Raw genomic sequence first — 22817 nt, 5'->3', positions numbered from 1 at the left:
TTCAATCCTATCTTATAATTAGTTTAAAAAATTTTAACAGTTTCTAGAGTCATTTCTAAAGCCCGGTTTAAATTGCAGCCTCGGTTTACTCCTCTAAAAATTCCACCCCAAGCCCCATCGCTTCTACTGCTCGACGCAAATCCGGCCAGGTATATTTAGTCGCTTGAAACAAGACCTCACCTTCAATTTTGTTCGTTGTCGTAACAACGCCAAGATGTCCTAACCCTTCCACATATTTAACAAGCATTTGAATTTCGGATCGAGGCACTCGAGCTTTAACTAATTTATCTGCGTCTGAGAAAGGCATACTGATATCTGACATCTATACTCACCTCAAAAACAAAATTAAAAACTAACTCTATGAATACAGGTATAAAGGTATAAAGTTATAACTTAGAAAGAGAGATGTAGTCTGAAACTTCATCCCTCTCTAATTATTAAATAATCTCAATCTGTCTTTTTAGTTTCCCCGATTACCTTTAAACTTCTTCTCTTTCTAAGAATACTGAATTTGGGTAAGGGCTGCGGCAGCTCTAATCGTAGGATTTGCTTGGCATGGTTGGCTACTTCCACAGGCTCACCGTCCATATCCCACATCTGCTTTACTTCAAATATCCAAGGTTCATCATCCGGCGTAAGTACTTCGATTGTATCCCCTTTCCTGAAATAGTTCCGTTGTTCAACCCAATAACCGATACTGCTTTCTTCTGGTTCGAAATCAGGCTCAGCATTTTTCAACTCTTCCTTTGAAACTCCTACCCCAACGAAATCATATTCGCGAATATAATGAGATGTCTCCAGATTATGGGCATCTGCACCTGGTTTCCCAAAAAGGAAGCCTGTAGAATAATCGCGGTGGCTTACCTTATCCATTTCTGCCAGCCAATTCGGAAGCTTGGCTTGGAACGCGTCTTCCCCCTGTTCCCATAACACATCAATGCCTGCGCGGTATGCTTTGACATTACAGGCAACATAATGGACGCTTTTCATCCGCCCTTCAATCTTATAGCTGTCAATTTCGATAGTCTTAAGAAGCGGCAAATGCGGCAGCAAGCATAAATCGTGAGAGTTAAAGACATAGGTTCCTCGTTCATCTTCCTCAATCGGGAAGACCTCGTCAGGACGCTTCTCTTCAACTAAACCGTAGCTCCAGCGGCATGGCTGCGTACATTCCCCGTGATTTGCATCCCGCCCAGTAAGGTAATTTGAAAGCAAGCAGCGGCCGGAATAGGACATGCACATCGCGCCATGGACAAACATTTCGAGCTCCCCAGGAACATTTCTACGAACCTTTTCAATTTCAGATGCTGTTAGCTCACGAGCTAAAACAATTCGCTCAATGCCCTGTTTCAGCCAAAAACGCATGCTCAGCGAATTCGTATTATTCGCTTGAGTACTTAAATGCAAAGGAAGTTTCGGAGCAACTTCCTGAGCTAAAGCAACAATTCCGGGATCAGAGACGATTGCCGCATCTGCGCCCCAAGATTCCAATTGTTGAAGATATTCTGCCATTCCCTCAAAGTCTTCTTCATGAGCAAAGATGTTAACCGCAATATATATTTTTTTCCCCGCTTGATGCGTGTACTCAATCGCATTTTTTAATTCCTCGGGGCCAAAATTACCGGCATAGGCGCGAAGGCCATAAGCTGATCCCCCAACATAAACGGCATCTGCTCCATAAGCCAGGGCATATTTCAGTTTTTCAAAATCGCCTGCGGGTGCTAACAGTTCCGGCTTTTGTGGTTTTGCCATCTTTTCATCAATCATTTTAAAACTCCACTCAAATCTTAAGATATTTTCTATTGGTATTTTTTCTGATTTGCTAAATGCTCGCTGAACGTCTTCGCAAAAGCATGATAACCATCCGGTTTGGCGACAAAATAAAAGTAATCCGTCTTCGCCGGATGGAGAGCAGCCTCTAAAGAGGCATGTCCAGGACTGGCAATCGGTCCCGGCGGCAATCCGTTATGAAGATACGTATTATACGGAGATTGAATTTGGAGATCTTTATCATAAAGCTTTGCTTTAGGTGTACCCAGAATATATTGGATCGATGCACAGGATTGTAAAGGCATATTGCTCTCAAGCCGATTCATGAAAACCCCCGCGATGATCGGGCGATCGGTTTGTTTTAGTGCTTCTTTTTCAACCAGAGAAGCGAGGTTAACCCAATTCCGCAAAGAAAGTTTCATCTCCTTCAACTGGCTTTCCACATCGGGGGTGACTTCTTTTTGAAATCTTTGCAGCATAAGATCAATTACCGCATGAGGAGTTGCTTTCTTATTCAGAAAATAAGTATCCGGAAATAGAAAACCATCCAACCGGTGCTTATCTTGAGGAATTCCCTGTAAAAAGGCATACGAAAAAACATCGGAAGCGATAACTTTTGCGTACTCTTCTTTTGTGCCTATTCCCTTCTGAACCAAAAGATTCACAATTTGCTCTGTCGTATACCCCTCAGGGATAGTCACACGAATAGCCGCAAACTCAGGTCCCTGAAACAATTCATTAAGAATCTCTCGCGGACTCATTTGAGTTGAAAGAAAATACTCACCTGCATAAAGTTTGGAATCAGTATGGAGTTGACCGGCTAAAATGCTAAAAGCCCGGGCACTGCGAATGATATGCCTGCGCTCTAATTCCATTCCAACTTGATTGGCTGTCATACCCGGAGTAATTGCAATCATCTCAGTCGTATCTTGTTTAGAATAGGCTTGTGTGGCCCAAGACCACCATACGCCGCCGCCTAAGGTCGTAAGTGATAAAAGGATAATCAAAGCGATTATCCCGATCTTCAATCTCCCCATGGCCCACTCTCTCTTATTAATCATACCGAAAAAACCTATATCTATCCCTTCTCTCGTATTCAATCGGCTCCTATTCTTAATATCTTCGGTGTGGGGGCATATTCATCTTGAGTTAATAACTGCTTATCCAGTGCTCCCGAACTATCCTTGATAATACGATACGTTTTAACCGTATATCCTTTATAGCCCGCCTGGTCCTGGACAACCTGGCCCGGAGAAAGGTTCGGATCGATACGTCTAATCGTTTGAAAATCTGTCTCTTTTTCAATCTGCTGTTCAAAGCGGACCGTTTTACCCGTCTTTTTTCCATAAAGGCGAATCGTTAAAATACCCGGTTTTACTTCAGTCCGAATATAGATGAACGAAGCCGTATTGTTTTTAAATTTTAAATCCAAATCAGGATAATTTACAGTTGCATCCTGTCCAAGTGGAATATAGGAAATGGCCATTGCATGAGGGTATCGCTCAACAATAGGCAAATTGGCTAAAACCGCCGCACTGTAAAGCGTTGAGGAAACTTGGCAGATTCCGCCGCCGACTCCTGGTACATATTCGTTATTGATAATAACATAAGCATCCTTATAACCTGATTCAGGAGTCCTCTGTCCTACCGTTTGATTAAAGGAAAGAGTGTCTCCAGGCTTAAGCAAGGTCTTGTCCATCTTATTGGCAGCCAGCGTTAAATTAGTGGATCGGTTTTCATCCTTTGCGTTAAACCGTGTCGTATACTCCCCAATGATTCCATCAAAAGCTAAAGTCTGAAGCTGTTCCGTTGTTTGTGCTGCAGGAACCTCTGCTGCCGAGACCTCGATTTGACCTGGCAAATCTGTAAATGAGCGATTCTGGAATTGTTCAAGGATGGAATCTTCCTGTACCACACGGCCGGGAACTGCGGGTTTAATAATAAATTGATTATTTTCAATAGTATAGCTCGCATCAACTGCCGCTTGATTAAATTGAGCTAACTTTTCATGCAGCATCTGGTGAGCTTGAACAGTATCGACTTTTAAAGAGCTCGCCGTCCGCTGTCCCTGAGCTGTCCAAAGTTGAGCCCAAATCTTTTCAAAATCCAACGAGATTCCTAATTCTTTGCGCATCACGGGAATCTCCGTTTTATTGTACACTAAGAGCAAATTTTGTGCTAGCTTGTCCTCTTCCCAGCTCTTAATTTTATCTTTTACTTCTTGAACCTTAAGGCCGGATAAATCCAAATCATCTAAAAAAGTCCCTTCGCGAAGGCTCCTTTGACTTTGGCTGTCTACTGAAGGAACTTGGCTACTATTCCAGATCCCCGGAGTACACCCAGGTGTGACTAGCAGGGTGGCAATGATAATTAGGATAGATAACATTCTCATACACTCCGGTCCTCCCCGCACTCTCCTGAAGAACTTCTTCTCTATTTAGGATTAGCTCTTCTAAATAGGATTAAACATGATTAGCATCTGCAAATCAACTCGAAAATAACCCGAAATTCGAACTAGAACAAGAAAAAACTCGCTTAACTTTCAAGCGAGTTTCTCATTCAACTGGATAGTCTTGTTTACGGAACTATTCTTCGTCTTCCATGTTCTCCCAAGCATCAGCAACTTTTTCCCATTCTTCATCATCTTCGATGTCGAGAAGCATTTCATTGCCATCTTGATCACGGCCGAGCTTCAGAATAATAGCTTCATCGGCTTCTTCATCTTCAGATTCTTGATCAGAGATCGGCATCAAAACAAAATATGTAGAGCCCTCAACTTCTAGAGTATCTAGATGAAGAAATTCATGATCGTGGCCCTCATCATCCGTCAGGATAATAGTGTCAAATTCTTCGGCATCATGGTCGTGGTCGTGACCACAATCGTGGTGATGGTCAGTCATTCAATTCACCTCTTATTTCAGATAGTGTCATTGTACTCCTAGGGGTAATGATTGTCAAATTTTCCGTTGGCGATGGTCAAGGTATCCTTGCAAAATAAAAACAGCTGCCATTTTATCAATGACTTTTTTTCTTTTAGCGCGCGACACGTCCGCTTCGATCAAAGAACGCTGGGCCGCTACAGTGCTGAGCCGTTCATCCCAGAGCTTTACCGGTAAATGAAATTTCTCTTGCAGGATTTCGGAAAACTCTACTGTTAATTCTGCCCTAGGTCCCAAAGTTCCATTCATATTTTTTGGGTAACCCAGGACAATTTCTTGAACATCATATTGATTAATGATCTCAGCCAGCTCTTCAAGCTCGCTCTTTGAGCGGCGGATTGTCTTAATCCCCTGAGCCGTCCACAGCAGTTCATCACTCACTGCCACGCCAATCGTTCTCTCTCCAAAATCCAATCCCATAATCCGCATCAATGCACATCCTTTGAAAATTTCCAATACATTATATTCTAACCCCAAAATACCTAAACAACTAGTAACGTAGGTTCTCGCATAGATATGAACGATTTTCGCGGAGGGGTGGTTAAGCGTATGAAGCTTTCGTAGCTTAGCGTAGCCAGTGGTTCACTTCAGGTATTACCCTAAGGTTTGGCGAAGCTGCTACGGAAGCCAATACGCTAACCCCGAAGCGACTAAGTGAATAGCTATGCAAGAACCTACCTCTTACACTATCTTCAAACAAAAATGCGGACAAACCCGCCCGCAATATCCGCAGAGAACACAGGAAGCAGGATCAACCTCGGCCTGTTCTCCGCAACCTTCACGCTGTACACTCATCGAAAGAGCACCTTGCGGACAGATTTCCACACAACGTCCGCAGCCTTGACACCAGTCTGCAATATAGAGCTTGCGCTCGCGATATTTTACGGTCTGCCGTAAATCCTCCGAAATCGGCTTTCCTTCGATATAGTTAAGATTAAAATCGACTTCCTCTCGTGTCGACATTCCCAAAGCCATTCCTTGAATCCCCGGAATACTCCGAACAAAGTCAATCGCCTCTTCGGGGGCTTTTGCCAGATGCCCGCCGCCAAAGATTTTCATCGCATACATACCCAAACCCATTTCCGCTGCAAATGCAATAGCCTCCAGCATATCCTGGAGTGATCCGTCAATAATCCCCAGTCCGGCTTTATTGATAATCGGATGAATGACGTCGAGTCCCGGCTGAAGCGCTCCGCCTCTGACCCCGGCCACGGCATGCGTGGAAATTCCAATCCCCCGAATCATCCCTTTTTCTTTGGCCTTTAAAAGCTCTTCCCAAGCTTCATGATGTCCCTTTAAAGTTAAAGCACTCTCCTGTTCATGCAACATAAAGTAGTCTATTACATCCCTATTTAGGCCTTTGCGCGCTTTCTCTATGCTTTGAACCATCTCTTGTGCTGTCACGGCATATGACTTACTGATGACGCGAACCTCAGGAAAGTTTTGCAGAGCTGCCTTAATCTGATCATAGTTCGCATAGATCTCAGCCGTATCAATAATGTTAACTCCCCGTTCAAAAGCGTAACGCATGACATCGACACCTTCTTCAAAGGTCACACGTCCTTGCAGGGGAGAAACAGCCAGACTGCCGAAACAGACTTCCGAAACCATCGGTCCATTCCAGCCTAATTTAACCTGTTGCACAATAACACTCCTTAAACCGCCGCTGAAACAAAGCCCCCACAGGTTTAGCTGTGAGGGCGGCTGTAAAATCTACTTCTTTTCTAAATAAGCTCGAACAAGTTCCTCTAATAATTCGTAGCGTTCCAATTTACGAATTTGGGAGCGCGCTTGATTATAACTTGTGATGTATACGGGATCTCCAGACATCAGATACCCCACCAGTTGGTTTATTGGATCATATCCTTTTTCTTGCAATGCAGTGTAAACATTTTCTAAAATTTCACGAGGTGAAGTTTCCCCTCCTTGAGAACGAAACATCATTGTTTCTTCCATATGGCTATCCACGAGCGTTCCCCCTTTCGCAACAACTCTACGACTTTATTTAAGAGAAGTATTCTCTATTTAGTCCTATTTTCCTTTATTTTTTAAGGAAACTTTGGATAATTCTCGGGACTTGATCCAGAGCTTCTCCAAGTTTAGAGGAATCTTTACCGCCGGCTTGAGCCATATCCGGCCGGCCTCCTCCGCCACCCCCGGTAATCTTCGCGACTTCCTTAATAATCTGCCCCGCATGCAGCCCGCTTAAACCTGTTGGGTTAACTGCAGTAACCCAATTTACTTTTCCTTCAACCGCTGCACCTAAAACAATAACCCCAGATTTCACTTTGTCACGCAGAAGATCCGCCATATTGCGCAACCCATCCATATCCGGCGTATGAACCGCTGCTGCCAAAACAGATACTCCGTCAACATCGGTAACACGCTGCAATAAGCCCTCAACTTCAAACTTGGCCATTTTGGCATTCTGTTGCTGGAGTTCTTTTTCCAAGTCACGAACTTGCGCTACAAGTCCTTGAATCCGTTTCGTGAGATCGGAAGGCTGGGCTTTAAGGAGTTGTGCCAATTCCAAAAGCTGAGCATCCTGATTCCGAACATAGTCCAAAGCCTGAAGTCCTGCGACGGCTTCAATCCGCCGCAATCCTGCTCCAATTCCGCCTTCGGACAGAATCTTCACTAAGCCAATATCTCCGGTTGCCCGAACATGGGTACCGCCGCAAAGTTCTTTGGAGTAATCTCCCATGGAAACGACCCGTACAACATCGCCGTATTTCTCGCCGAAGAGAGCAGTCGCGCCGCTGTTTTTAGCGTCCTCGATTCCCATTTGTTCCGTCGAAACAGGATAGTTTGCTAAAACAGCACGGTTCAGTTGTTCCTCAACTCTCCGGATTTCATCCTCAGTCAGAGCATGGAAGTGCGTGAAGTCAAAACGAAGACGTTCCGGTGTTACCAAAGATCCTGCTTGCTGGACATGCTCCCCTAAAACGGAACGCAATGCCTTTTGAAGGAGGTGGGTCGCACTATGGTGACGTGCTGTCGCCTTTCTGGCTTCAACATCAACGATCGCATCTCCGCTTTCTCCTGTATGAAGAATTCCTTGGGTTACTATCAGCTTATGATAAACGGTTCCTGTAACCCCTTTTTTAACTTCGGTAATTTTAGCTTCGGCCCGAGCGGTCCGCAAAATTCCCTGATCGGCAACCTGTCCGCCGCTTTCAGCATAGAAGGGAGTTTGAGATAAGAAGCAAAGGACCTCGTCTCCTTCGGCAACTTCTTGAACCTCTTCCCCATTCATAAACAACGCTTCAATTTTAACCTTTTCCTCAAGGACTTCATATCCATCGAACTGGGTTGTACCCAGCGCTTTTGCTCTTTCACCGATTGCAGCGCTTTCCTGAACAGCCCGCATTTGCTGGGATTGTTCCTTCGCTAAGCGGCGGTGCTCTTCAGCTGCTGTTTCATAGCTTGCCATATCGACGGTTAATCCTTGTTCAGCAAGCATTTCTTCGGTCAGCTCAACCGGGAAACCATAGGTCTCATAGAGATAAAAGGCATCTGCTCCGCTTAAAACGGTTTCTCCCGCTTCCTGCAGACTCTTCACTTTATCCTGCAGGAGCTGAGTTCCTTGTTCCAGTGTTGCTTGGAAGTTCTTTTCTTCCAAACGGAGATGGTTCAAAATGAAGTTCTCATTTTCCGTGAGTTCAGGATAATGATGTCCGTAATCCCTTTGGATGATTTTAAATACGGTTTCAAGGAATGGTTTATCAATACCCAGCAAACGAGCATAACGGATCGCACGCCGTAAAATCCGACGCAGAACATAGCCTCTGCCGTCGCTTCCCGGGCGAATTCCATCGGATAGCATAAAGGAAACAGCACGTGTATGGTCAGCTACAACTTTTAAAGCAACATCTGTCTTCGCATCCACATGATATTGAACTCCGGCCAATTCTGCAACCTTATCGATAATAGGACGGAAAAGATCGGTATCAAAATTCGTGGCTACGCCTTGCATAACTGCCGCAATTCGCTCAAGGCCCATGCCGGTATCAATATTTTGTTTGGGAAGGGGGGTAAGCATTCCATTTTCGTCCCGGTTGTATTGCATGAATACAAGATTCCAGATTTCCAGAAAACGGTCACAGTCGCATCCTACGGCGCAATCCGGCTTACCGCAGCCGCGTTCGACTCCAAGATCGACATAGATTTCCGAACAGTAACCGCAGGGACCCACAGGGCCGGCCGCCCATAAGTTTTCAGGGTCATTCAGGATCCGCTCAGCTTGAACTCCCGCCTTCTCCATCCAAAGTTTTCTCGCTTCTTCGTCTTCCGGATGAACCGTAATCCAGAGCTTTTCTACCGGTATTTTTAAGACCTCAGCCACATATTCCCAAGCCCAAGGGATGACTTCACTTTTAAAATAATCGCCAAAGGAGAAGTTGCCGAGCATTTCGAAAAAGGTATGATGGCGCGCTGTTATCCCCACAGATTCAAGGTCAGGAGTTCGTACACATTTTTGTGCTGTTGTTGCCCGTGGAAATGGAGGCTCAACTTTACGCATAAAATAGGGTTTAAACGGAACCATCCCCGCAACCGTTAAGAGCAGTGTCGGATCATCCTTCGGAATTAAGGACGCACTCGGCAGTCTTTTATGCCCTTTTGATTCAAAAAATTTTAGAAACATCTCTCGCAATTCGTTACCAGTGTACATACTTAATACTTTACCTCCCTGTTTATGGTTCAGCATTGCGGACATAAAACTTGGCGTAAGCAAAAAAATAAAACCCGCCCCTAAAATCAGGGACGGGATCTAACCGTGGTACCACCCTGCTTACCCCTTATCAATATCTTATCAATAATGGGGTCGCTTCGAGACAGGTCGTCTGTCAATGCACATAACGCGTGCTCTCGTCAAGTTTTGCTTGCCCTCGGAAATAGCCTTCATATTCTCCCTCATAGCTTCTTGCATCCCCTGAAGCCTCTCTGAAAAAAGGAAAAATATTACTTGTTTCCTCATCGGTTTATGTAAAAACAATTCTCCCTGAATTTAAAGTATAGAGGAAATTAGGGTAATTTGTCAACTGACAGGATCCTTATTCCCGGAAGGCAGTTCCGGGGATACCAATCGGAAATAAATATGCCGTAAAATGACGCGAAGGACTGCAGCCAAGGGAACAGCAAACAGCATCCCCCAAAAACCGGCTAACTCTCCGCCGGCTAAAAGGACAAAAACAATCCATAGCGGATGAAGTCCTACGCTGTCTCCCATGAGTTTTGGTGAAATAACGTTGCTTTCCAGCTGTTGGACAAGTAAAATAACAACCGCAATTTTTAAGCCCATCATCGGCGATTTGATTAAGCCCAGCATAATTGAGGGAACTGCACCGATAACCGGACCAAAATAGGGGATCAAATCAAACACACCGCAGAGCAGCCCAATCAAGAGGGCATAGTCCATTCCGATGAGCATAACTCCTACTCCGGATAAAATGCCCACAATCACAGCAACAATGAGATCTCCCCGAATAAACCGCCGGACAACATGATTGATATCCTGCAGAACACGCTGCCACTCTAGGCGATATCGCTGCGGAACAAGACGAAAGCAGCCTTTTTTTAAACGCTCCCAATCGGCTAAAAAATAGATGGCAATGACTGGTGAGAGAATAAACAAGCTGAGCGAGGCCAACGTTTCCGGCAGTCTTTTGAGAAAGTTCTGAAGTTTTTGGGCAAGAAAGATCTCCCCTTGGCCCAAGATGCTCGTCCAGCACCACAGCCACCTGACTCGGCAGACCTGTTGAACGAAAATTGGCTCGGAAATTTTGAATATAGCGATCCATCTCTTGCATTGTATTAGGCAGAACCAAAGCAAGTTTAGAGAGTTCAATATAAAGCTTAGGCAAAATGAGAAAAAGGGTAGTCCCCAGCAGAAGGATAATCCCTATAAAAACACAAGCGATAGCCCATCGACGACTCATTCCCTTTTTTTCTAATGCAACGACAATCGGGCTTAATAAGTAAGCAAGGGCAAAGGCCAGCAAAAATGGGCCGAGTATCGGCTTTACAAGAATTAAGAGCACAATACTGAAGAATATGATGAGAGAGATAAAAAGCCAACGGTAATTTTCCTTTTTCAAGCAACCCTCTCCTTCAGAATGAAATAAAAAAGCGCGGCAAAGCGCGCTTAATTTCAATTATTTTTTAAAAGAGAGACTCACCACTTAACCCTTCGTAATCCCTTACGCATCAGAGACATGGTTTTATTTCGCGGGCGAGCTAAATAACCAAGAGCTGCACCCAAAAGACCTCCTGCAACCATACTGCTTACCATTCGTCCTGACTTCAAGGCTCATCCCTCCTTTTTTAATTTACTCTAAGGCTGCTTCTTCAGCAATTCCAATATTAGAGATCGGATCTTCCCAAGCAACTAATGAACCATCCTCTGCCAGATCGTAAATCACGACCTTGTCAGTTTGACTGGAAAATTCAACACAGCAATCCCAGCAGTAATACTGATCTACTCCCACTTTACCGATCGACCGCCCTGCGCAAACCGGACAAATCATGATAGTAAACCCCCTTCTTTTCCATGGTCCCAGGGGGATACTTGATCGTCAACAATTAAGACATCCTTCCCATCTACCATGACATTTTCCTGTAGAATCGCGCCTCGACCCTGGAGTACATCAGAAAAAAGACCATCTGAGACTTCAAACCCCACAATGCGATCGGCCGAATCGTCAAGAAAGACGTCTTGAATCGTTCCCCTTGCTTCCCCGCCTTGGGTAAAGACTTGGTTCCCCACTTTTTCAGACCACTTAATTCCTATAATATCTTGAACTACATTGTCTTTTACGATAAGAGCATCCTTCCCGGCAGCGTCAATTGCGCTGCGTGGAAGCCCTTTTGAGGAATGAAAAAGATGTCCGTTTTCCAAGATCATCCCATTGACCTTTTGATCTTTTGGATCAAATACAACATCCTGAACCCAGCCGATCGGATCACCGCTTTTAAGGCTCAAAACGGGTAAGCCAATGATATCTCTGGCACGCCTCATATTTTCCTCCTGACAAAATAGTTCTTTTCTACTCTTCCCGAAGTCGAAGCATTTCATTCATTTTATAAAAATTATAAAAAAATAAGGGGGTAAGAAAAATTCTGATTTAATCCCTTAGGCTTTAAATTCCTCTAGGATCAGTAATAATCTTACCTCCACCAATCACCCGATCTCCATCATAAAAGACAATGGCTTGTCCTGGAGTAATCGCACGCTGCGGTGTTTCAAAATTAACTTTTACGCACGGCCCGATCGCGCCTTTAATCTGTTCAGGGTGTTCTACCGGATAAATCGCAGCCGGCGCTAACGGAGCCTTGTATCGGATTTTAGCGCTGACCTTCAAGGATTCTTTCACCTCTTCAACAGCCATCCAGTTAAGATCCGTCGCATAAAGAGAATCGCTAAATATCTCCGGATCTTCTCCTAAAACGACCTCATTACGGTCAATATTAAAACCGACAACAAACATCGGTTTGCCAAACGTGATTCCCAGTCCTTTACGTTGCCCTACGGTATAGTGAACAATTCCTTGATGCCTGCCAAGAATATGGCCTTGCTTGTCCACAAAATTTCCAGGCTTAATTCTTTCTCCCGCTTTTTCCTGCAAAAACGAAACGTAGTCATTGTTTGGAATAAAACAAATTTCCTGACTGTCCGGTTTACGAGCGACCCGAATTAATCCGCGTTCTTCGGCCATCTCCCGAATATGCTCTTTTTTATAGCCGGCCAAAGGAAACAAGGTATGCTTCAGCTGTTCCTGAGTCAGGGTATAGAGCATATACGTCTGATCCTTCCAAGTATCCACAGGGCGTTTAAGCAAATACCGTCCGCTCTCCGGAGCCTGAACCACTTGAGCATAATGCCCGGTTGCAATATAGTCTGCCCCTAAACCCTGAGCCTTATGAAGCATCTCTCCCCAGCGGACGATCCGATTGCACATTACGCAGGGATTCGGCGTTTCGCCGCTAAAGTAGGACTCTGTAAAATATTGAATTACATTTTCTTCAAAGTAGGATCGAAAATTGAGAACATAATGCGGTATTCCCAATTGCTGCGAAACCCGGCGCGCATCATCGATCGCTGAGATAGAGCAGCACCCTCCTTCAACATCAGGACCTGCCGAGGGCCAAATCTGAAGGGTAATACCGATCACTTCATATCCTTCTTCTTTGAGCAAAGCGGCGGCCATGGAACTATCCACACCGCCGCTCATTCCGACCACTACCTTTTTTTTATGGGTAAGTGTCATAAATTTTTCCAATTCCTTATTTTTGTTGTTGTTTTTCGTAGTAATCTTTAATAGCTGCATGCAAAGCATCCGCTGCTAAGTTTGAACAATGCATTTTTTGCGGTGGAAGTCCGTCCAAGGCTTCGGCGACAGCTGCATTGCTGATTACCAAAGCTTCTTCAATCGTTTTTCCTTTGACCATCTCAGTAACCATGCTGCTTGTGGCGACAGCTGCGCCACAACCAAAGGTTTTAAATTTGACGTCTTTAATAATATCCCCATCAATATCAAGGTAAATACGCATGATATCGCCGCATACAGCATTTCCAACTTCACCGATACCGTTAGCGTTTGGAATTTCACCCACATTACGGGGATTAGTAAAATGATCCATTACTTTTTGTGTATACATTTTGTTTCACTCTCCTTAAATGGCAATCTCTTATTGTGCCTTGGCTGTGTCATGAAGAAGTTTATCATAGAGCGGAGACATCATCCTCAGCCGCTCAACTATTTTCGGAAGTTGTTCGAGAACATAGTCGATATCCTCTTCGGTATTTTGTTTCCCTAATGAGAAACGCAAGGAACCATGGGCAACCTCATGTTTAAGGCCCATGGCCAAAAGAACATGAGACGGATCAAGCGAGCCTGAGGTGCAGGCCGATCCACTGGATGCCGCAATCCCCATCATATCTAAGCTTAGGAGAAGAGATTCCCCTTCAACATAGAGAATGCTGACATTAACGTTATTGGCAAGGCGTTTGTCCCCGCGCGGACCGTTGACTTTAACATAATCAATCCGCTCAACAATTCCGTCTAAAAGTTTATCTCTGAGGACTTTTAATCTTTCAATTTCAGCATTCATCCGTTCGCCGGCGAGTTCACAGGCTTTGCCGAAGCCTACGATGCCAGGCAGGTTTTCAGTTCCTGAGCGGCGTTTTTTCTCCTGACCGCCGCCATGGATTCGAGGTAAAAGTCTAACCCCTTTACGGATGTAAAGGGCGCCGACTCCTTTCGGTCCATAAATCTTATGGCTCGAAATGGTAAGCAGATCAATATTCATCGTTTTAACATCAATAGGTACTTTGCTTAACGATTGAACCGCATCAACGTGGAAAATTACCCCCTTTTCCTTAGCAATTTTTCCGATTTCAGCAATCGGTTGAATTGTTCCCACTTCATTATTCGCATGCATAATCGAAATTAAAATGGTATCAGGGCGAATTGCCTTTTCAATATCTTGGGGATTAACAAATCCTTCTTCATCAACAGGAATAACCGTCAAGTCGTAGCCATTTTTTGCTAAGTACCCGCAGGAATCCAAAACAGCATGGTGTTCTACCGCAGAGGTGATAATGTGCTTGCCCTTTTTCTTCTGAGCTTCTGCAGTACCGAAGATCGCCATATTATCCGCCTCGGTTCCGCCGCTGGTAAAGGTGATTTCCGAAGGCTGCGCTCCAATCAAAGCTGCAACTTGCTCTCTCGCTTTTTCTAAGCCTTCTTTAGCCTCTTGACCAAAACTATGGACACTGGACGGATTTCCATACTTTTCGGTGTAGTATGTCATCACTAACTGAGCAACTTCAGGATCAACAGGTGTTGTTGCACTATGATCCATATAGACTCTTCTCATATCTATTCCTCCTAAAAATTAAATATAATACATGTCAAAACTGCGTTCAGATTCCTTCTTATTCGCATCCTGAACCATGTCTTCCAGAGTAATTGAGTCGAGCACATCTGCAATCGAATCTCGAACTTTCTCCCAGATGGTTCGCGTTACGCAAAACTCTGCTTTTTGGCAACACTCTGGATCTTCCTCTGATACACAGTCAACCGGCGCAATAGGCCCTTCAAGAACGCGAATAATATCTCCAACTCGGATTTTATCCGCCTCTCTCCCCAACACATATCCACCTTGGGCTCCTCGAATGCTTTGAACCAGACCCGCTTTACGCAAACCGGAGACTAACTGCTCTAGATAGTGCTCAGACAGTCCTTGGCGTTCAGCTATGCTTTTTAAGGCAATCGGCCCTTCACCGGCATGTTGAGCCAAGTCAAACATTACCTTTACACCATAGCGTCCTCGAGTTGAAAGCTTCAATATACCCACCTCTTTTCCTCTCCATGCCTTGGGTTGGGATTACTATTTCTAAGATCATCCATATCTTATTAAAATAGTGGGGATTTGTCAACATAAATCCCCACTATTTTAATAAGATTTAAAAAATTTTTATAATATTTTTATCCCTTTAAAGAAGCCGTTATATATGTCTTCGAAGACTTTGCTTTAGACCTAAGAATCGCTATACTAAATTAAATGGGATGAATTAAATGGAATTATTAAATCGCTTTCTAGTGATTAGAAAGGAACAAAAAATGGATAATCTTTTTTCAGCAGCATTTAACCCCAATCAGGTTGCCCCGCTGGCAGATCGCATGCGTCCGCGGACACTTGATGAATATATTGGGCAGACACATATTCTTGGGCCTGGCAAACTTTTACGCCGTGCCATTGAAGCCGATCGTATCCGTTCACTTATTCTCTATGGTCCCCCGGGAACCGGCAAAACCTCGCTTGCCCAAGTCATTGCTCAGGCCACTTCCGCAAGCTTTATCCGGATTAACGCGGTTGCTTCCGGCGTCAAAGAAATCCGTGAAATTATCCAAACTGCAACTGAACAGCTTCACCTTTATGGGAAAAAAACGTTAGTCTTTTGTGATGAGGTTCATCGCTTTAATAAAGGACAACAAGATGCACTGCTGCCGGCAGTTGAAAACGGAACAATTACCTTTATCGGAGCAACCACAGAAAATCCTTTTTTTGAAATCAATTCTGCTTTGCTTAGCCGTTCAACCTTATTTCAGCTTAAAACCTTGTCCCCAGATGAACTCCGTCAAGGTTTAGTTCAAGCCTTAGCCGATAAAGAGCGCGGCTTAGGCCAATACCAGGTTGAAATCTCTCCCGAAGCATGGGAACACTGGTTAAATTATGCCAACGGTGATTTACGGCGTGCGCTTAATGCTCTCGAACTTGCCGTCCTAACAACTCCCCCAACGGATAGTACCCGCAAAATTACGCTTGAAGTTGCAGAGGAATCCATTCAGCAGCGTGCGATGCACTTTGATAAGAACGGAGATAACCATTATGATATTATTTCAGCTTTTATCAAAAGCATGCGCGGATCAGACCCGGACGCCGCACTTTACTGGCTGGCTGTCCTGCTGGAATCCGGAGAGGACCCCCGCTTTATCGTCCGCAGGATCATCATTCAAGCTTCTGAAGACGTCGGGTTAGCCGATCCCCAAGTTATGCTGCAAGCTCAGGCAGCTGCCAATGCCTTAGAATGGCTTGGCCTGCCTGAAGCCCGCATTCCCATCGCTCAGGCTGTTCTGGCTATTGCGACTGCGCCGAAAAGCAACAGCGCTTATGAGGCCATCGATAATGCCTTGGACTATGTACGAAAACATCCTACGGGAGAGGTTCCCCAACACTTACGCGATTCCCATTATCTAGGAGCTAAGAAGCTGGAGCATGGCAAAGACTACCGTTATCCTCATGCTTACTCCGGTCATTGGGTTGAGCAGCAGTATCTTCCTCATGGCATTGAGGGAACAAGCTTTTATACTCCGTCGGGGATGGGGCAAGACTATGGCAATCGCGGGAAAAGAAATTCAAATCCCAGTAAATCTTGAATGGGCTTGGGTCGTGTTCCATCTATAAAGGCAGCAGCAAGAGACTCTTTTACTGGGAATTACTTGGGACCGTTTTCTACTATGACAACTATGGGCGTTCCGGCATTGTAGCCTTTTTTGGCAGCATATCTTACGAAGTAAGCGCCTGCCGATAAGTCCGTGATGGCTGGTGCTGTTGCGCGTGTCCAAGTTGAGGAAGTTGACAACTTATATTCCATGGCGCTTGTTGTACCGGTAATCTTTCCATCGCTTTTTCCATAGGCTGTTGGTGCAATACCCATTAAATTTTCTGTGGGTACCTTTTGATAAGCATTAATAACCGTAATATCTTTCGTCCCAACAACTCCTGAAGCCGTATTAGTAGCTACAACTCGGATAGAGCCCACTTCAGTTGCTATAAACAAACCAGTATTTGGATTGATTACTCCATTTCCACCCATTATAAACAGCGAAGACCAAGTAATCTCCTGATTTGCCGCATTGCTTGGTATGATAGTCGCCTTCATTTGAAGGGGATAGCCATTCACAACCGTTCCATCACCATCACAGGTCACAGTAATTCGGCTGACACCAGGAACACCCGTCGAACCATTGGCAGTACCTCCGCTATTGCTTTTACCATTTTTGCCATTGTCCGTATATTTAATAATGCGCGAATCTGTTGGAACAGAAATGTCTGCTTTAGCATTGCTTACCAATTCTTTTATCGTTGTCAGAGAAGCGAGATTAATTTTTCCTTCACTGCTTACCTGAACCTTTTCAAACTCACCTTCAAGGTTCACTTGTTGATCTTTGTTAGGCAGCATTATTTCGACATTACTAAGATCAGCGTTATTGGTTGCTTTCAAAGTAATCGGTGCTTCAACGGCAACTTTTCCTGGAAAAGTTCCGTATAGTTGCACAACGACATCAGGTGTTTGATTCACAATGTTGGTTAAGCGAACTGAACCTGCAGTTCCGCCGGCTGCATTGAGGACTGCACTAGAATTGACGAGAATATTTTCGATTCGTGTAGAACCTGTCAAGTCGATCTTTACTTTACTGGAACTTGAGACAATCAACAGATCTGTTGTCACATTATTGAGGCGGATACCGTTTGCATCACCAGAAAGGATGACGATCTTTTCTGCCTGGACATTATTGAGAACAGCAGTTCCCTGTGTTCCAGGATCAAGGAAAACGGTTCCGCTTACTGTTGTATCTTGAAAGGTGACATTTTTCCCGGTAATCTTAACAGATCCAGCTAACTGATCTGGGTTGGAAGATGCACTAGACCCTTGTACAGCATTATCATCCGCAAGGACGAGAGATGGTGCCAGACCGGTGAGCAAGGCTGTAGGTGTGACAGATTCGCCACCCAAGGCCACGATATTAGGAGATAAATTGAGTTTAGCGTATTCAGCCGAAGCGGCTGGCATTGTTGTATCGGTCAGCATTAATCCCGAAGCAGTCAAGGCGGCTAAAGGAGCACCCGCCAGCGCATCTACTAAATGTTCGTCTGTTCCATTGGCAAGATACATCTTATCGTACTTATAATCGCCGACAAACTCTTTCAGAATTGCGATATTGGTTGCAAAACGATCCGAACCGGCCAATCGTTTGGAATTAGGAAGAGAAGCTTTGACTGTTTCACTGATCACTCCTTCTCCGCCTAAAACATAGGTTTGCTTTACTCCGGATTTAATACTGTCGAGATAAATCTTTACTGAGTCAGTAAGCGACTCAGGATTGGTGAGAACGATGGGAAATTGATGGGCCGCGGCGATAGACGCTATTGCTAAAGCATCAGCGTTAATGAATGCTGTTGCCACCACCAAAGAACTTGGGGCTGAATTTACTTCTTTGGCAATATTGATTGATGTTGCGAAGCGATCCGATCCACCTAAAGGCTTCACATCGATGTTCATAATCATGAGTTCATTAAGAACTGCCTGTGAGATAACGCCAAGCCCACTTGTTACATAGATCGTCTTTACACCGAGACGAGCCAGTTCAGCCTTTGTCGAACTATTGAGAGCATCCCCTTGGGTCAAAAGCAGAGGCGCCTTTTTGGCTGCGGCTAAAGGAGCGGCGGTTAAGGCGTCTACCAGGTTCTTATCGTTTCCGGAGGACAAAACGGCTACGTCGGCTTGCTTCCATCCATTTTGGGAAATTTGCACAGCGGTTGAGTAACGATCACTGCCCGCAAATCTTTCCACCTGATCCGGAGCAGGAATATTACTACTTGTGTCCGTTTTTGCACTTGCTATAGCCGGGGGAAATAAGGTCCCAACCACCAAACCAGCAGCCATAACTAAAAAGAGTATTTTTGAAGGTTTCCTCATCGAATTAATTCTCCCCTTCTATAAGTTCTGTTTTGTTTTCAACAAGATTTACAAAGCCATACGCCATACGAGGCTGAAGCAGCAATCGACTGCGGCTACATCATCAGTTTGCGACGCTTCTTCTTTGCCTTCTTCTTGCTGGCTGTTCCACTTCTACCGCATCCTCAAAGAATACACAACTTGGACAATTGTTTTCTTAGCTCAAGAGGTGTTGTGAAATGTATGGTTTTAAACCCTAACTTTATTGCGCCTTCAATATTTTCCTTTGTATCATCAATAAAGATTGACTCATGGGGATTGATTTCATAGGTTTTAATTAATTTATCATAAATATCTTTCTCCGGTTTCATTAGTTTTTCCTTAAATGAAACAATACCGCCATCGAAAACCGAAAAAAAATCATATCTTTTGGTTACGTCTTCAAAGGCTAATAAATGAAAATTGGATAAGAAATAGACTTTATATCCTATTTGTTTTAATTCTATCAAAACTTCTACTACACTTTCTATTGGGGTAAGCATTTGATACCAGTTATCCATCACTTCCCTTATTTGCTGATTCATTTCTCTATTTCTATCACATATCCTATCCAGTGCATCATCTTCAGTTATTAATCCCCTATCAAGCATTAGCCATTCTAAGCTCTTAAAAATTTCTTCATAGATCTGAGTACCACTTGATTGTTCGGGAATCTTTCTATTTATGTACTCTAATGGTTTAAAATTCAGTAATACATTTCCCAAATCGAAAATAATGTTTTTTATCATACCCCTTGAACCACCCCAGGATTAATACGACATAGTCTAAACTTAGATTATCCTAATTTTTCATGGCAGCGAACTTTTCAACAGCCTGCGTTTCGTTTGCTAAGAAAAATACATCATTTCCGTTATTACTTTCGTAAATAAAATCTTTAAGATTTTTACTGGTGTAAGCAGAAAAATCACCGACTATTGCTATCTTTACATGGTAATTAGCAAACTTCTGCAATATTTCCCCTGCAAGTTTTGTTTTCAAGTTAAAAAGCTCTTCACATATTGCTGATTTATTTAAAATAATATATCTAGATCCAGTTTCATACTGTACAGTTGCCATAAAATCCAAGGCCGACTGAACATCATTAAGTATAATCTCGCTGCTGCTAACAACAGCAATTTCGATGTTGCTTTGCTTTATCGTAGTGATTTTCATTTCGTCCTCCGTCCGGTAGTATCCTCAGGCTTTCAAGCAGCCAACCGTTAACCTAAGATGTAATGAAATTATCCAATAACACCTGCTAACTATGATGGAATCATACTTATGATTGGGACTAGATAAAGAGTGTTACTACTAGTACTAGGTAAAGATTACTCTTATAATCTTACTTCTTAATTGCTTTTGTTGCATAATAGGTTGGAACATTGAATTCATGAAGTATACCTGTACCATTTGTATCTTGGTATATATCTGTAAGTACAAAGCCTGCTTTCAGCTGTCCACCAACTTGTTCCTCAATGGTATGAGAAAATTGAATTCCCCAATTATTTTTGATTGAATCTTCATATAGTTGTTTATCCTCCAAGGGGTTAAATGGCAGTTTATATATAATCGTTTTTTCTTCATCATTAAAAATGTAATTTATTCCATTATCTATTCCTGCTAATAAAATTCCTCCTTTTTTCAAAATTCTATAGCACTCCATCCAAACGGGAAATACATCCTCAATATAGCAATTAGAAATGGGATGAAAAATCAAGTCAAAGAATTCATCCTCAAAAGGCAAGGGATTTGTAATATCCGCTCTAACAATTTCAATCTTATAATTTTCTCTTTCTGCTACCTCTTTTTCTGTTAGCAATTGCTTTTCTGAATAATCTAATACTGTACAATTTGCTCCTAATGCAGAAAATATTGGCATTTGCTGACCACCACCTGAAGCTAACCCCAGTATTTTTGCATTCTTCATTTCGCAGAACCATTCCTTTGGTACGGGTTTTGTAGGTGTTAATAGCACAACCCAATCATTATTCTTTGCTTTTTCATAAACTTCATGGCTAATAGGTCGTCCCCACTCCCAGCCTTCCTCAACCCATTTGTCAAAAAATTTGGAGTTTATTTCTGTATAATTATCCATATAAACCTCTTTTCTGCTAATAATACAATCAATTCTTACTTCGCTATATTGTTAAAATGTGCATTACAATTCATTCTAATCTCTTTCCAAATCCGAGCAAAGCTGCCCGTCCTCCTGCATGATCTATCGCCTAACACCCGGGCATTGCCGAGGCGTCCTAACTACATTCATCTTTACACTTTTGACTATGCCATGTTTATGTGAAGTTGGACGACTCAAAACTCAGAGCCAACCACGGATAGGACGCCCTTGGACATCTTTATAGCCACTCTACACATTCAGACTACCTTCTTGGCCTTCCTAACGTTCAGGAGTTCCTGCAGCGTCTCAACCACATTCATCTGCTCTAGGTTGCAGGAACTCTGGTTTATACGAAGCCTCCTGTAATTTCCTTTAACATTTTCTTACTTAACTTTTCAACCACTAAGTCATATGACATATCTATCATTTGTTTTAAAATATCATCGGGTACATCACCATCTAAATACAAAGAGTTCCAGTGTTCTTTATTCATATAATAGCCAGGAACAATATGTTGGTATTGTTCTCGTAAAGAATGTGAAAAAATCGGATCGCATTTTAAAGTAATAATTGCTTTATTATCTTTGTCTCCGCCTTTCATGGCAAACATTTTTCCACCTACTAAGTATCTTGTTGCATCCCATTCTTCCTTAAAATCTTTAATAGCACCTTTCTTAGATAGACAATACTCATCAAGCCATTCATATTTCATTGAAAAATACTCTCCATTTCTCACTATTACACCGTATAAAATTGTATTATTTCAATTCATATAATGCTTTTTCATAGTCTATTACAAAATGTCGCTTACCTTTCGTTATTACTTCATGACCTTCCATCTCTAATAATATTCTTTGTTGCTCTATGCCGCCTGGATACTTTTCATTTAATTCACCATGTTTTTTCAAGGTACGCCAGTAAGGTGTTAAATCTTTGTCCCCTAAATTCTCACGTTCCTGTGACGCATTTGCTGCAATGTTAATAAAAATCCCCGCAGTAAGCTGACAAGTAAAGTCTGCATTATGTTTCTTAGCAAGGTATGCTCTAATTTCGTCTGAAGTAATTAGCTTTCCTTTTGAAATTCTCTTCATTACCTCATCATATTCAATAGGAGCCGCTATCAGCATATGGCCACAGCCATAACGTTTAGCCATCTTATTGTCATAGCCTATGAATTCAATTTTCGGTAAGTCTTTCGAATTATTCAGTTTCTCGTTGAAAGATTTTCTGGCCATAAATACTCCTCCTCGTATGAATCTTCGCTCACATCATTTAATCCGCCACAGGACGTGGCGACTCTCACGCGTAATTTTATATAACGTTCAGGTATTCCCGACACACCCCTATCACATTCCATAATTCTCCAAGTGTCGGGAATATTTTGTTGTACTAAATTGCTGCGCGGTGGCTATATAAAGCACAAATATATGCTGAGGCATGATATCATTCTTTGCTCCCCCAAATTTAACTTGGTAAAGATGATTGTCATGCCTCAAAGCGTACAAACTCAGTCTCATCTACAGAAAATGATCTTCGAAATGAAACTTCGGGGGCTTTCCCCTCAAACTCAAAAACATTATCTCTGTCATTTAAGGTTGCTGGAAAAACACTTTCATAAGCCTGCATTGGAAGCTTCTCCCGTTAGCTGAAGTGTTTCCGTTTTCTCAATTCTTCTCATGAAGACTATATCCCTTCATTTTGAATAATA

Annotated in this window: 24 protein-coding genes, 1 pseudogene and 1 other annotated feature; of the genes and pseudogenes, 1 reads left to right on the top strand and 24 read right to left on the bottom strand. The window is 43.2% G+C overall.

The features are described 5' to 3' along the window. Positions 1-85 precede the first annotated feature (85 nt). The 17 genes and pseudogenes from ACHOLT_RS09585 to ACHOLT_RS09505 form a co-directional block, all read right to left on the bottom strand. Positions 86-322: a DUF4911 domain-containing protein gene (locus ACHOLT_RS09585; RefSeq protein WP_425807576.1), complete on the bottom strand. Its 237-nt coding sequence runs from the start codon at positions 320-322 to the stop codon at positions 86-88. Positions 323-447: 125 nt separating this feature from the next. Continuing rightward, positions 448-1767 carry a peptidase U32 family protein gene (locus ACHOLT_RS09580; protein ID WP_425807574.1) on the bottom strand — a complete coding sequence of 440 codons (1320 nt, stop codon included), beginning with the start codon at positions 1765-1767 and terminating at the stop codon, positions 448-450. Between the two features lie 32 nt (positions 1768-1799). Beyond that, positions 1800-2807 (bottom strand): endolytic transglycosylase MltG, encoded by a 1008-nt coding sequence (mltG, locus tag ACHOLT_RS09575; RefSeq protein ID WP_425807572.1) that lies wholly within the window; start codon positions 2805-2807, stop codon positions 1800-1802. Between the two features lie 59 nt (positions 2808-2866). Further along, positions 2867-4162: a VanW family protein gene (locus tag ACHOLT_RS09570; RefSeq protein ID WP_425807569.1), complete on the bottom strand. Its 1296-nt coding sequence runs from the start codon at positions 4160-4162 to the stop codon at positions 2867-2869. A 193-nt stretch (positions 4163-4355) separates the two neighbouring features. Next, on the bottom strand, positions 4356-4670 hold the full coding sequence (locus ACHOLT_RS09565; RefSeq protein WP_425807568.1) for a DUF1292 domain-containing protein: 315 nt from the start codon (positions 4668-4670) through the stop codon (positions 4356-4358). A 54-nt stretch (positions 4671-4724) separates the two neighbouring features. After that, positions 4725-5138, bottom strand: a complete 414-nt coding sequence (gene ruvX, locus ACHOLT_RS09560) for a Holliday junction resolvase RuvX (RefSeq protein ID WP_425807567.1) — start codon at positions 5136-5138, stop codon at positions 4725-4727. A 252-nt stretch (positions 5139-5390) separates the two neighbouring features. Further along, complete coding sequence (locus tag ACHOLT_RS09555; protein WP_425807975.1) at positions 5391-6356, bottom strand: aldo/keto reductase; 966 nt, start codon at positions 6354-6356, stop codon at positions 5391-5393. 66 nt (positions 6357-6422) lie between these two features. After that, the gene (locus tag ACHOLT_RS09550; RefSeq protein ID WP_425807973.1) at positions 6423-6665 is read right to left on the bottom strand and encodes an IreB family regulatory phosphoprotein; all 243 of its coding nucleotides are present in this window, start codon (positions 6663-6665) and stop codon (positions 6423-6425) included. Between the two features lie 85 nt (positions 6666-6750). After that, positions 6751-9381: an alanine--tRNA ligase gene (alaS, locus tag ACHOLT_RS09545; protein WP_425807566.1), complete on the bottom strand. Its 2631-nt coding sequence runs from the start codon at positions 9379-9381 to the stop codon at positions 6751-6753. Positions 9382-9466: 85 nt separating this feature from the next. After that, positions 9467-9696: a binding site (T-box leader), on the bottom strand. A 51-nt stretch (positions 9697-9747) separates the two neighbouring features. Continuing rightward, a pseudogene (locus ACHOLT_RS09540) lies at positions 9748-10807 on the bottom strand (AI-2E family transporter). A gap of 77 nt (positions 10808-10884) precedes the next feature. Then, the gene (locus ACHOLT_RS09535) at positions 10885-11016 is read right to left on the bottom strand and encodes a hypothetical protein (RefSeq protein ID WP_425807564.1); all 132 of its coding nucleotides are present in this window, start codon (positions 11014-11016) and stop codon (positions 10885-10887) included. 22 nt (positions 11017-11038) lie between these two features. Continuing rightward, positions 11039-11236, bottom strand: coding sequence for a hypothetical protein (locus ACHOLT_RS09530; protein WP_425807562.1), 198 nt, complete (start codon positions 11234-11236; stop codon positions 11039-11041). Further along, the gene (locus tag ACHOLT_RS09525) at positions 11233-11727 is read right to left on the bottom strand and encodes a PRC-barrel domain-containing protein (RefSeq protein WP_425807560.1); all 495 of its coding nucleotides are present in this window, start codon (positions 11725-11727) and stop codon (positions 11233-11235) included. Before ACHOLT_RS09525 ends, ACHOLT_RS09530 begins: the two co-directional genes overlap by 4 nt. 121 nt (positions 11728-11848) lie before the next feature. Beyond that, positions 11849-13036, bottom strand: a complete 1188-nt coding sequence (gene mnmA, locus ACHOLT_RS09520; RefSeq protein ID WP_425807558.1) for a tRNA 2-thiouridine(34) synthase MnmA — start codon at positions 13034-13036, stop codon at positions 11849-11851. Further along, positions 12993-13367 carry a Fe-S cluster assembly scaffold protein NifU gene (gene nifU / locus ACHOLT_RS09515; RefSeq protein ID WP_425807556.1) on the bottom strand — a complete coding sequence of 125 codons (375 nt, stop codon included), beginning with the start codon at positions 13365-13367 and terminating at the stop codon, positions 12993-12995. The genes mnmA and nifU overlap by 44 nt, the downstream gene beginning before the upstream one ends. Before the next feature lie 30 nt (positions 13368-13397). After that, positions 13398-14588 carry a cysteine desulfurase NifS gene (gene nifS / locus ACHOLT_RS09510; protein WP_425807555.1) on the bottom strand — a complete coding sequence of 397 codons (1191 nt, stop codon included), beginning with the start codon at positions 14586-14588 and terminating at the stop codon, positions 13398-13400. An 18-nt stretch (positions 14589-14606) separates the two neighbouring features. Then, positions 14607-15059: an RrF2 family transcriptional regulator gene (locus tag ACHOLT_RS09505; protein ID WP_425807553.1), complete on the bottom strand. Its 453-nt coding sequence runs from the start codon at positions 15057-15059 to the stop codon at positions 14607-14609. 275 nt (positions 15060-15334) lie between these two features. Between ACHOLT_RS09505 and ACHOLT_RS09500 the strand changes: the two genes are divergently transcribed. Then, the gene (locus ACHOLT_RS09500) at positions 15335-16651 is read left to right on the top strand and encodes a replication-associated recombination protein A (RefSeq protein ID WP_425807971.1); all 1317 of its coding nucleotides are present in this window, start codon (positions 15335-15337) and stop codon (positions 16649-16651) included. A gap of 59 nt (positions 16652-16710) precedes the next feature. Here the strand turns inward: ACHOLT_RS09500 and ACHOLT_RS09495 are convergent, their stop codons facing one another. The 7 genes from ACHOLT_RS09495 to ACHOLT_RS09465 all read right to left on the bottom strand — a co-directional run bounded on the left by ACHOLT_RS09495 (position 16711) and on the right by ACHOLT_RS09465 (position 22735). Then, positions 16711-18975, bottom strand: coding sequence for a cell wall-binding repeat-containing protein (locus ACHOLT_RS09495; protein WP_425807551.1), 2265 nt, complete (start codon positions 18973-18975; stop codon positions 16711-16713). A gap of 164 nt (positions 18976-19139) precedes the next feature. After that, complete coding sequence (locus tag ACHOLT_RS09490; protein ID WP_425807549.1) at positions 19140-19742, bottom strand: HAD family hydrolase; 603 nt, start codon at positions 19740-19742, stop codon at positions 19140-19142. 52 nt (positions 19743-19794) lie between these two features. Further along, positions 19795-20166, bottom strand: a complete 372-nt coding sequence (locus ACHOLT_RS09485; protein WP_425807548.1) for a DUF4180 domain-containing protein — start codon at positions 20164-20166, stop codon at positions 19795-19797. Positions 20167-20335: 169 nt separating this feature from the next. Then, positions 20336-21088, bottom strand: coding sequence for a class I SAM-dependent methyltransferase (locus ACHOLT_RS09480; RefSeq protein WP_425807547.1), 753 nt, complete (start codon positions 21086-21088; stop codon positions 20336-20338). Positions 21089-21455: 367 nt separating this feature from the next. After that, positions 21456-21821 carry an MmcQ/YjbR family DNA-binding protein gene (locus ACHOLT_RS09475; protein ID WP_425807546.1) on the bottom strand — a complete coding sequence of 122 codons (366 nt, stop codon included), beginning with the start codon at positions 21819-21821 and terminating at the stop codon, positions 21456-21458. Positions 21822-21867: 46 nt separating this feature from the next. Then, positions 21868-22344, bottom strand: coding sequence for a methylated DNA-protein cysteine methyltransferase (locus tag ACHOLT_RS09470; protein WP_425807545.1), 477 nt, complete (start codon positions 22342-22344; stop codon positions 21868-21870). Positions 22345-22594: 250 nt separating this feature from the next. Next, the gene (locus ACHOLT_RS09465) at positions 22595-22735 is read right to left on the bottom strand and encodes a hypothetical protein (protein WP_425807544.1); all 141 of its coding nucleotides are present in this window, start codon (positions 22733-22735) and stop codon (positions 22595-22597) included. Between the last annotated feature and the right edge of the window lie 82 nt (positions 22736-22817).

Source organism: Desulfitobacterium nosdiversum, assembly GCF_049860565.1.
Taxonomy (GTDB): Bacteria; Bacillota; Desulfitobacteriia; order Desulfitobacteriales; family Desulfitobacteriaceae; genus Desulfitobacterium_A; species Desulfitobacterium_A nosdiversum.
This window is presented reverse-complemented; position numbering and strand designations above follow the sequence as displayed.

Coding starts and splice junctions, on each gene's coding strand:
- ACHOLT_RS09585 (WP_425807576.1), bottom strand. CDS start 322: ATGTCAGATATCAGTATGCCTTTCTCAGACGCAGATAAATTAGTTAAA.
- ACHOLT_RS09580 (WP_425807574.1), bottom strand. CDS start 1,767: ATGATTGATGAAAAGATGGCAAAACCACAAAAGCCGGAACTGTTAGCA.
- mltG (WP_425807572.1), bottom strand. CDS start 2,807: ATGGGGAGATTGAAGATCGGGATAATCGCTTTGATTATCCTTTTATCA.
- ACHOLT_RS09570 (WP_425807569.1), bottom strand. CDS start 4,162: ATGAGAATGTTATCTATCCTAATTATCATTGCCACCCTGCTAGTCACA.
- ACHOLT_RS09565 (WP_425807568.1), bottom strand. CDS start 4,670: ATGACTGACCATCACCACGATTGTGGTCACGACCACGACCATGATGCC.
- ruvX (WP_425807567.1), bottom strand. CDS start 5,138: ATGCGGATTATGGGATTGGATTTTGGAGAGAGAACGATTGGCGTGGCA.
- ACHOLT_RS09550 (WP_425807973.1), bottom strand. CDS start 6,665: ATGGAAGAAACAATGATGTTTCGTTCTCAAGGAGGGGAAACTTCACCT.
- alaS (WP_425807566.1), bottom strand. CDS start 9,381: ATGTACACTGGTAACGAATTGCGAGAGATGTTTCTAAAATTTTTTGAA.
- ACHOLT_RS09530 (WP_425807562.1), bottom strand. CDS start 11,236: ATGATTTGTCCGGTTTGCGCAGGGCGGTCGATCGGTAAAGTGGGAGTA.
- ACHOLT_RS09525 (WP_425807560.1), bottom strand. CDS start 11,727: ATGAGGCGTGCCAGAGATATCATTGGCTTACCCGTTTTGAGCCTTAAA.
- mnmA (WP_425807558.1), bottom strand. CDS start 13,036: ATGCAGCTATTAAAGATTACTACGAAAAACAACAACAAAAATAAGGAA.
- nifU (WP_425807556.1), bottom strand. CDS start 13,367: ATGTATACACAAAAAGTAATGGATCATTTTACTAATCCCCGTAATGTG.
- nifS (WP_425807555.1), bottom strand. CDS start 14,588: ATGAGAAGAGTCTATATGGATCATAGTGCAACAACACCTGTTGATCCT.
- ACHOLT_RS09500 (WP_425807971.1), top strand. CDS start 15,335: ATGGATAATCTTTTTTCAGCAGCATTTAACCCCAATCAGGTTGCCCCG.
- ACHOLT_RS09495 (WP_425807551.1), bottom strand. CDS start 18,975: ATGAGGAAACCTTCAAAAATACTCTTTTTAGTTATGGCTGCTGGTTTG.
- ACHOLT_RS09490 (WP_425807549.1), bottom strand. CDS start 19,742: ATGATAAAAAACATTATTTTCGATTTGGGAAATGTATTACTGAATTTT.
- ACHOLT_RS09485 (WP_425807548.1), bottom strand. CDS start 20,166: ATGAAAATCACTACGATAAAGCAAAGCAACATCGAAATTGCTGTTGTT.
- ACHOLT_RS09480 (WP_425807547.1), bottom strand. CDS start 21,088: ATGGATAATTATACAGAAATAAACTCCAAATTTTTTGACAAATGGGTT.
- ACHOLT_RS09475 (WP_425807546.1), bottom strand. CDS start 21,821: ATGAAATATGAATGGCTTGATGAGTATTGTCTATCTAAGAAAGGTGCT.
- ACHOLT_RS09470 (WP_425807545.1), bottom strand. CDS start 22,344: ATGGCCAGAAAATCTTTCAACGAGAAACTGAATAATTCGAAAGACTTA.
- ACHOLT_RS09465 (WP_425807544.1), bottom strand. CDS start 22,735: ATGCAGGCTTATGAAAGTGTTTTTCCAGCAACCTTAAATGACAGAGAT.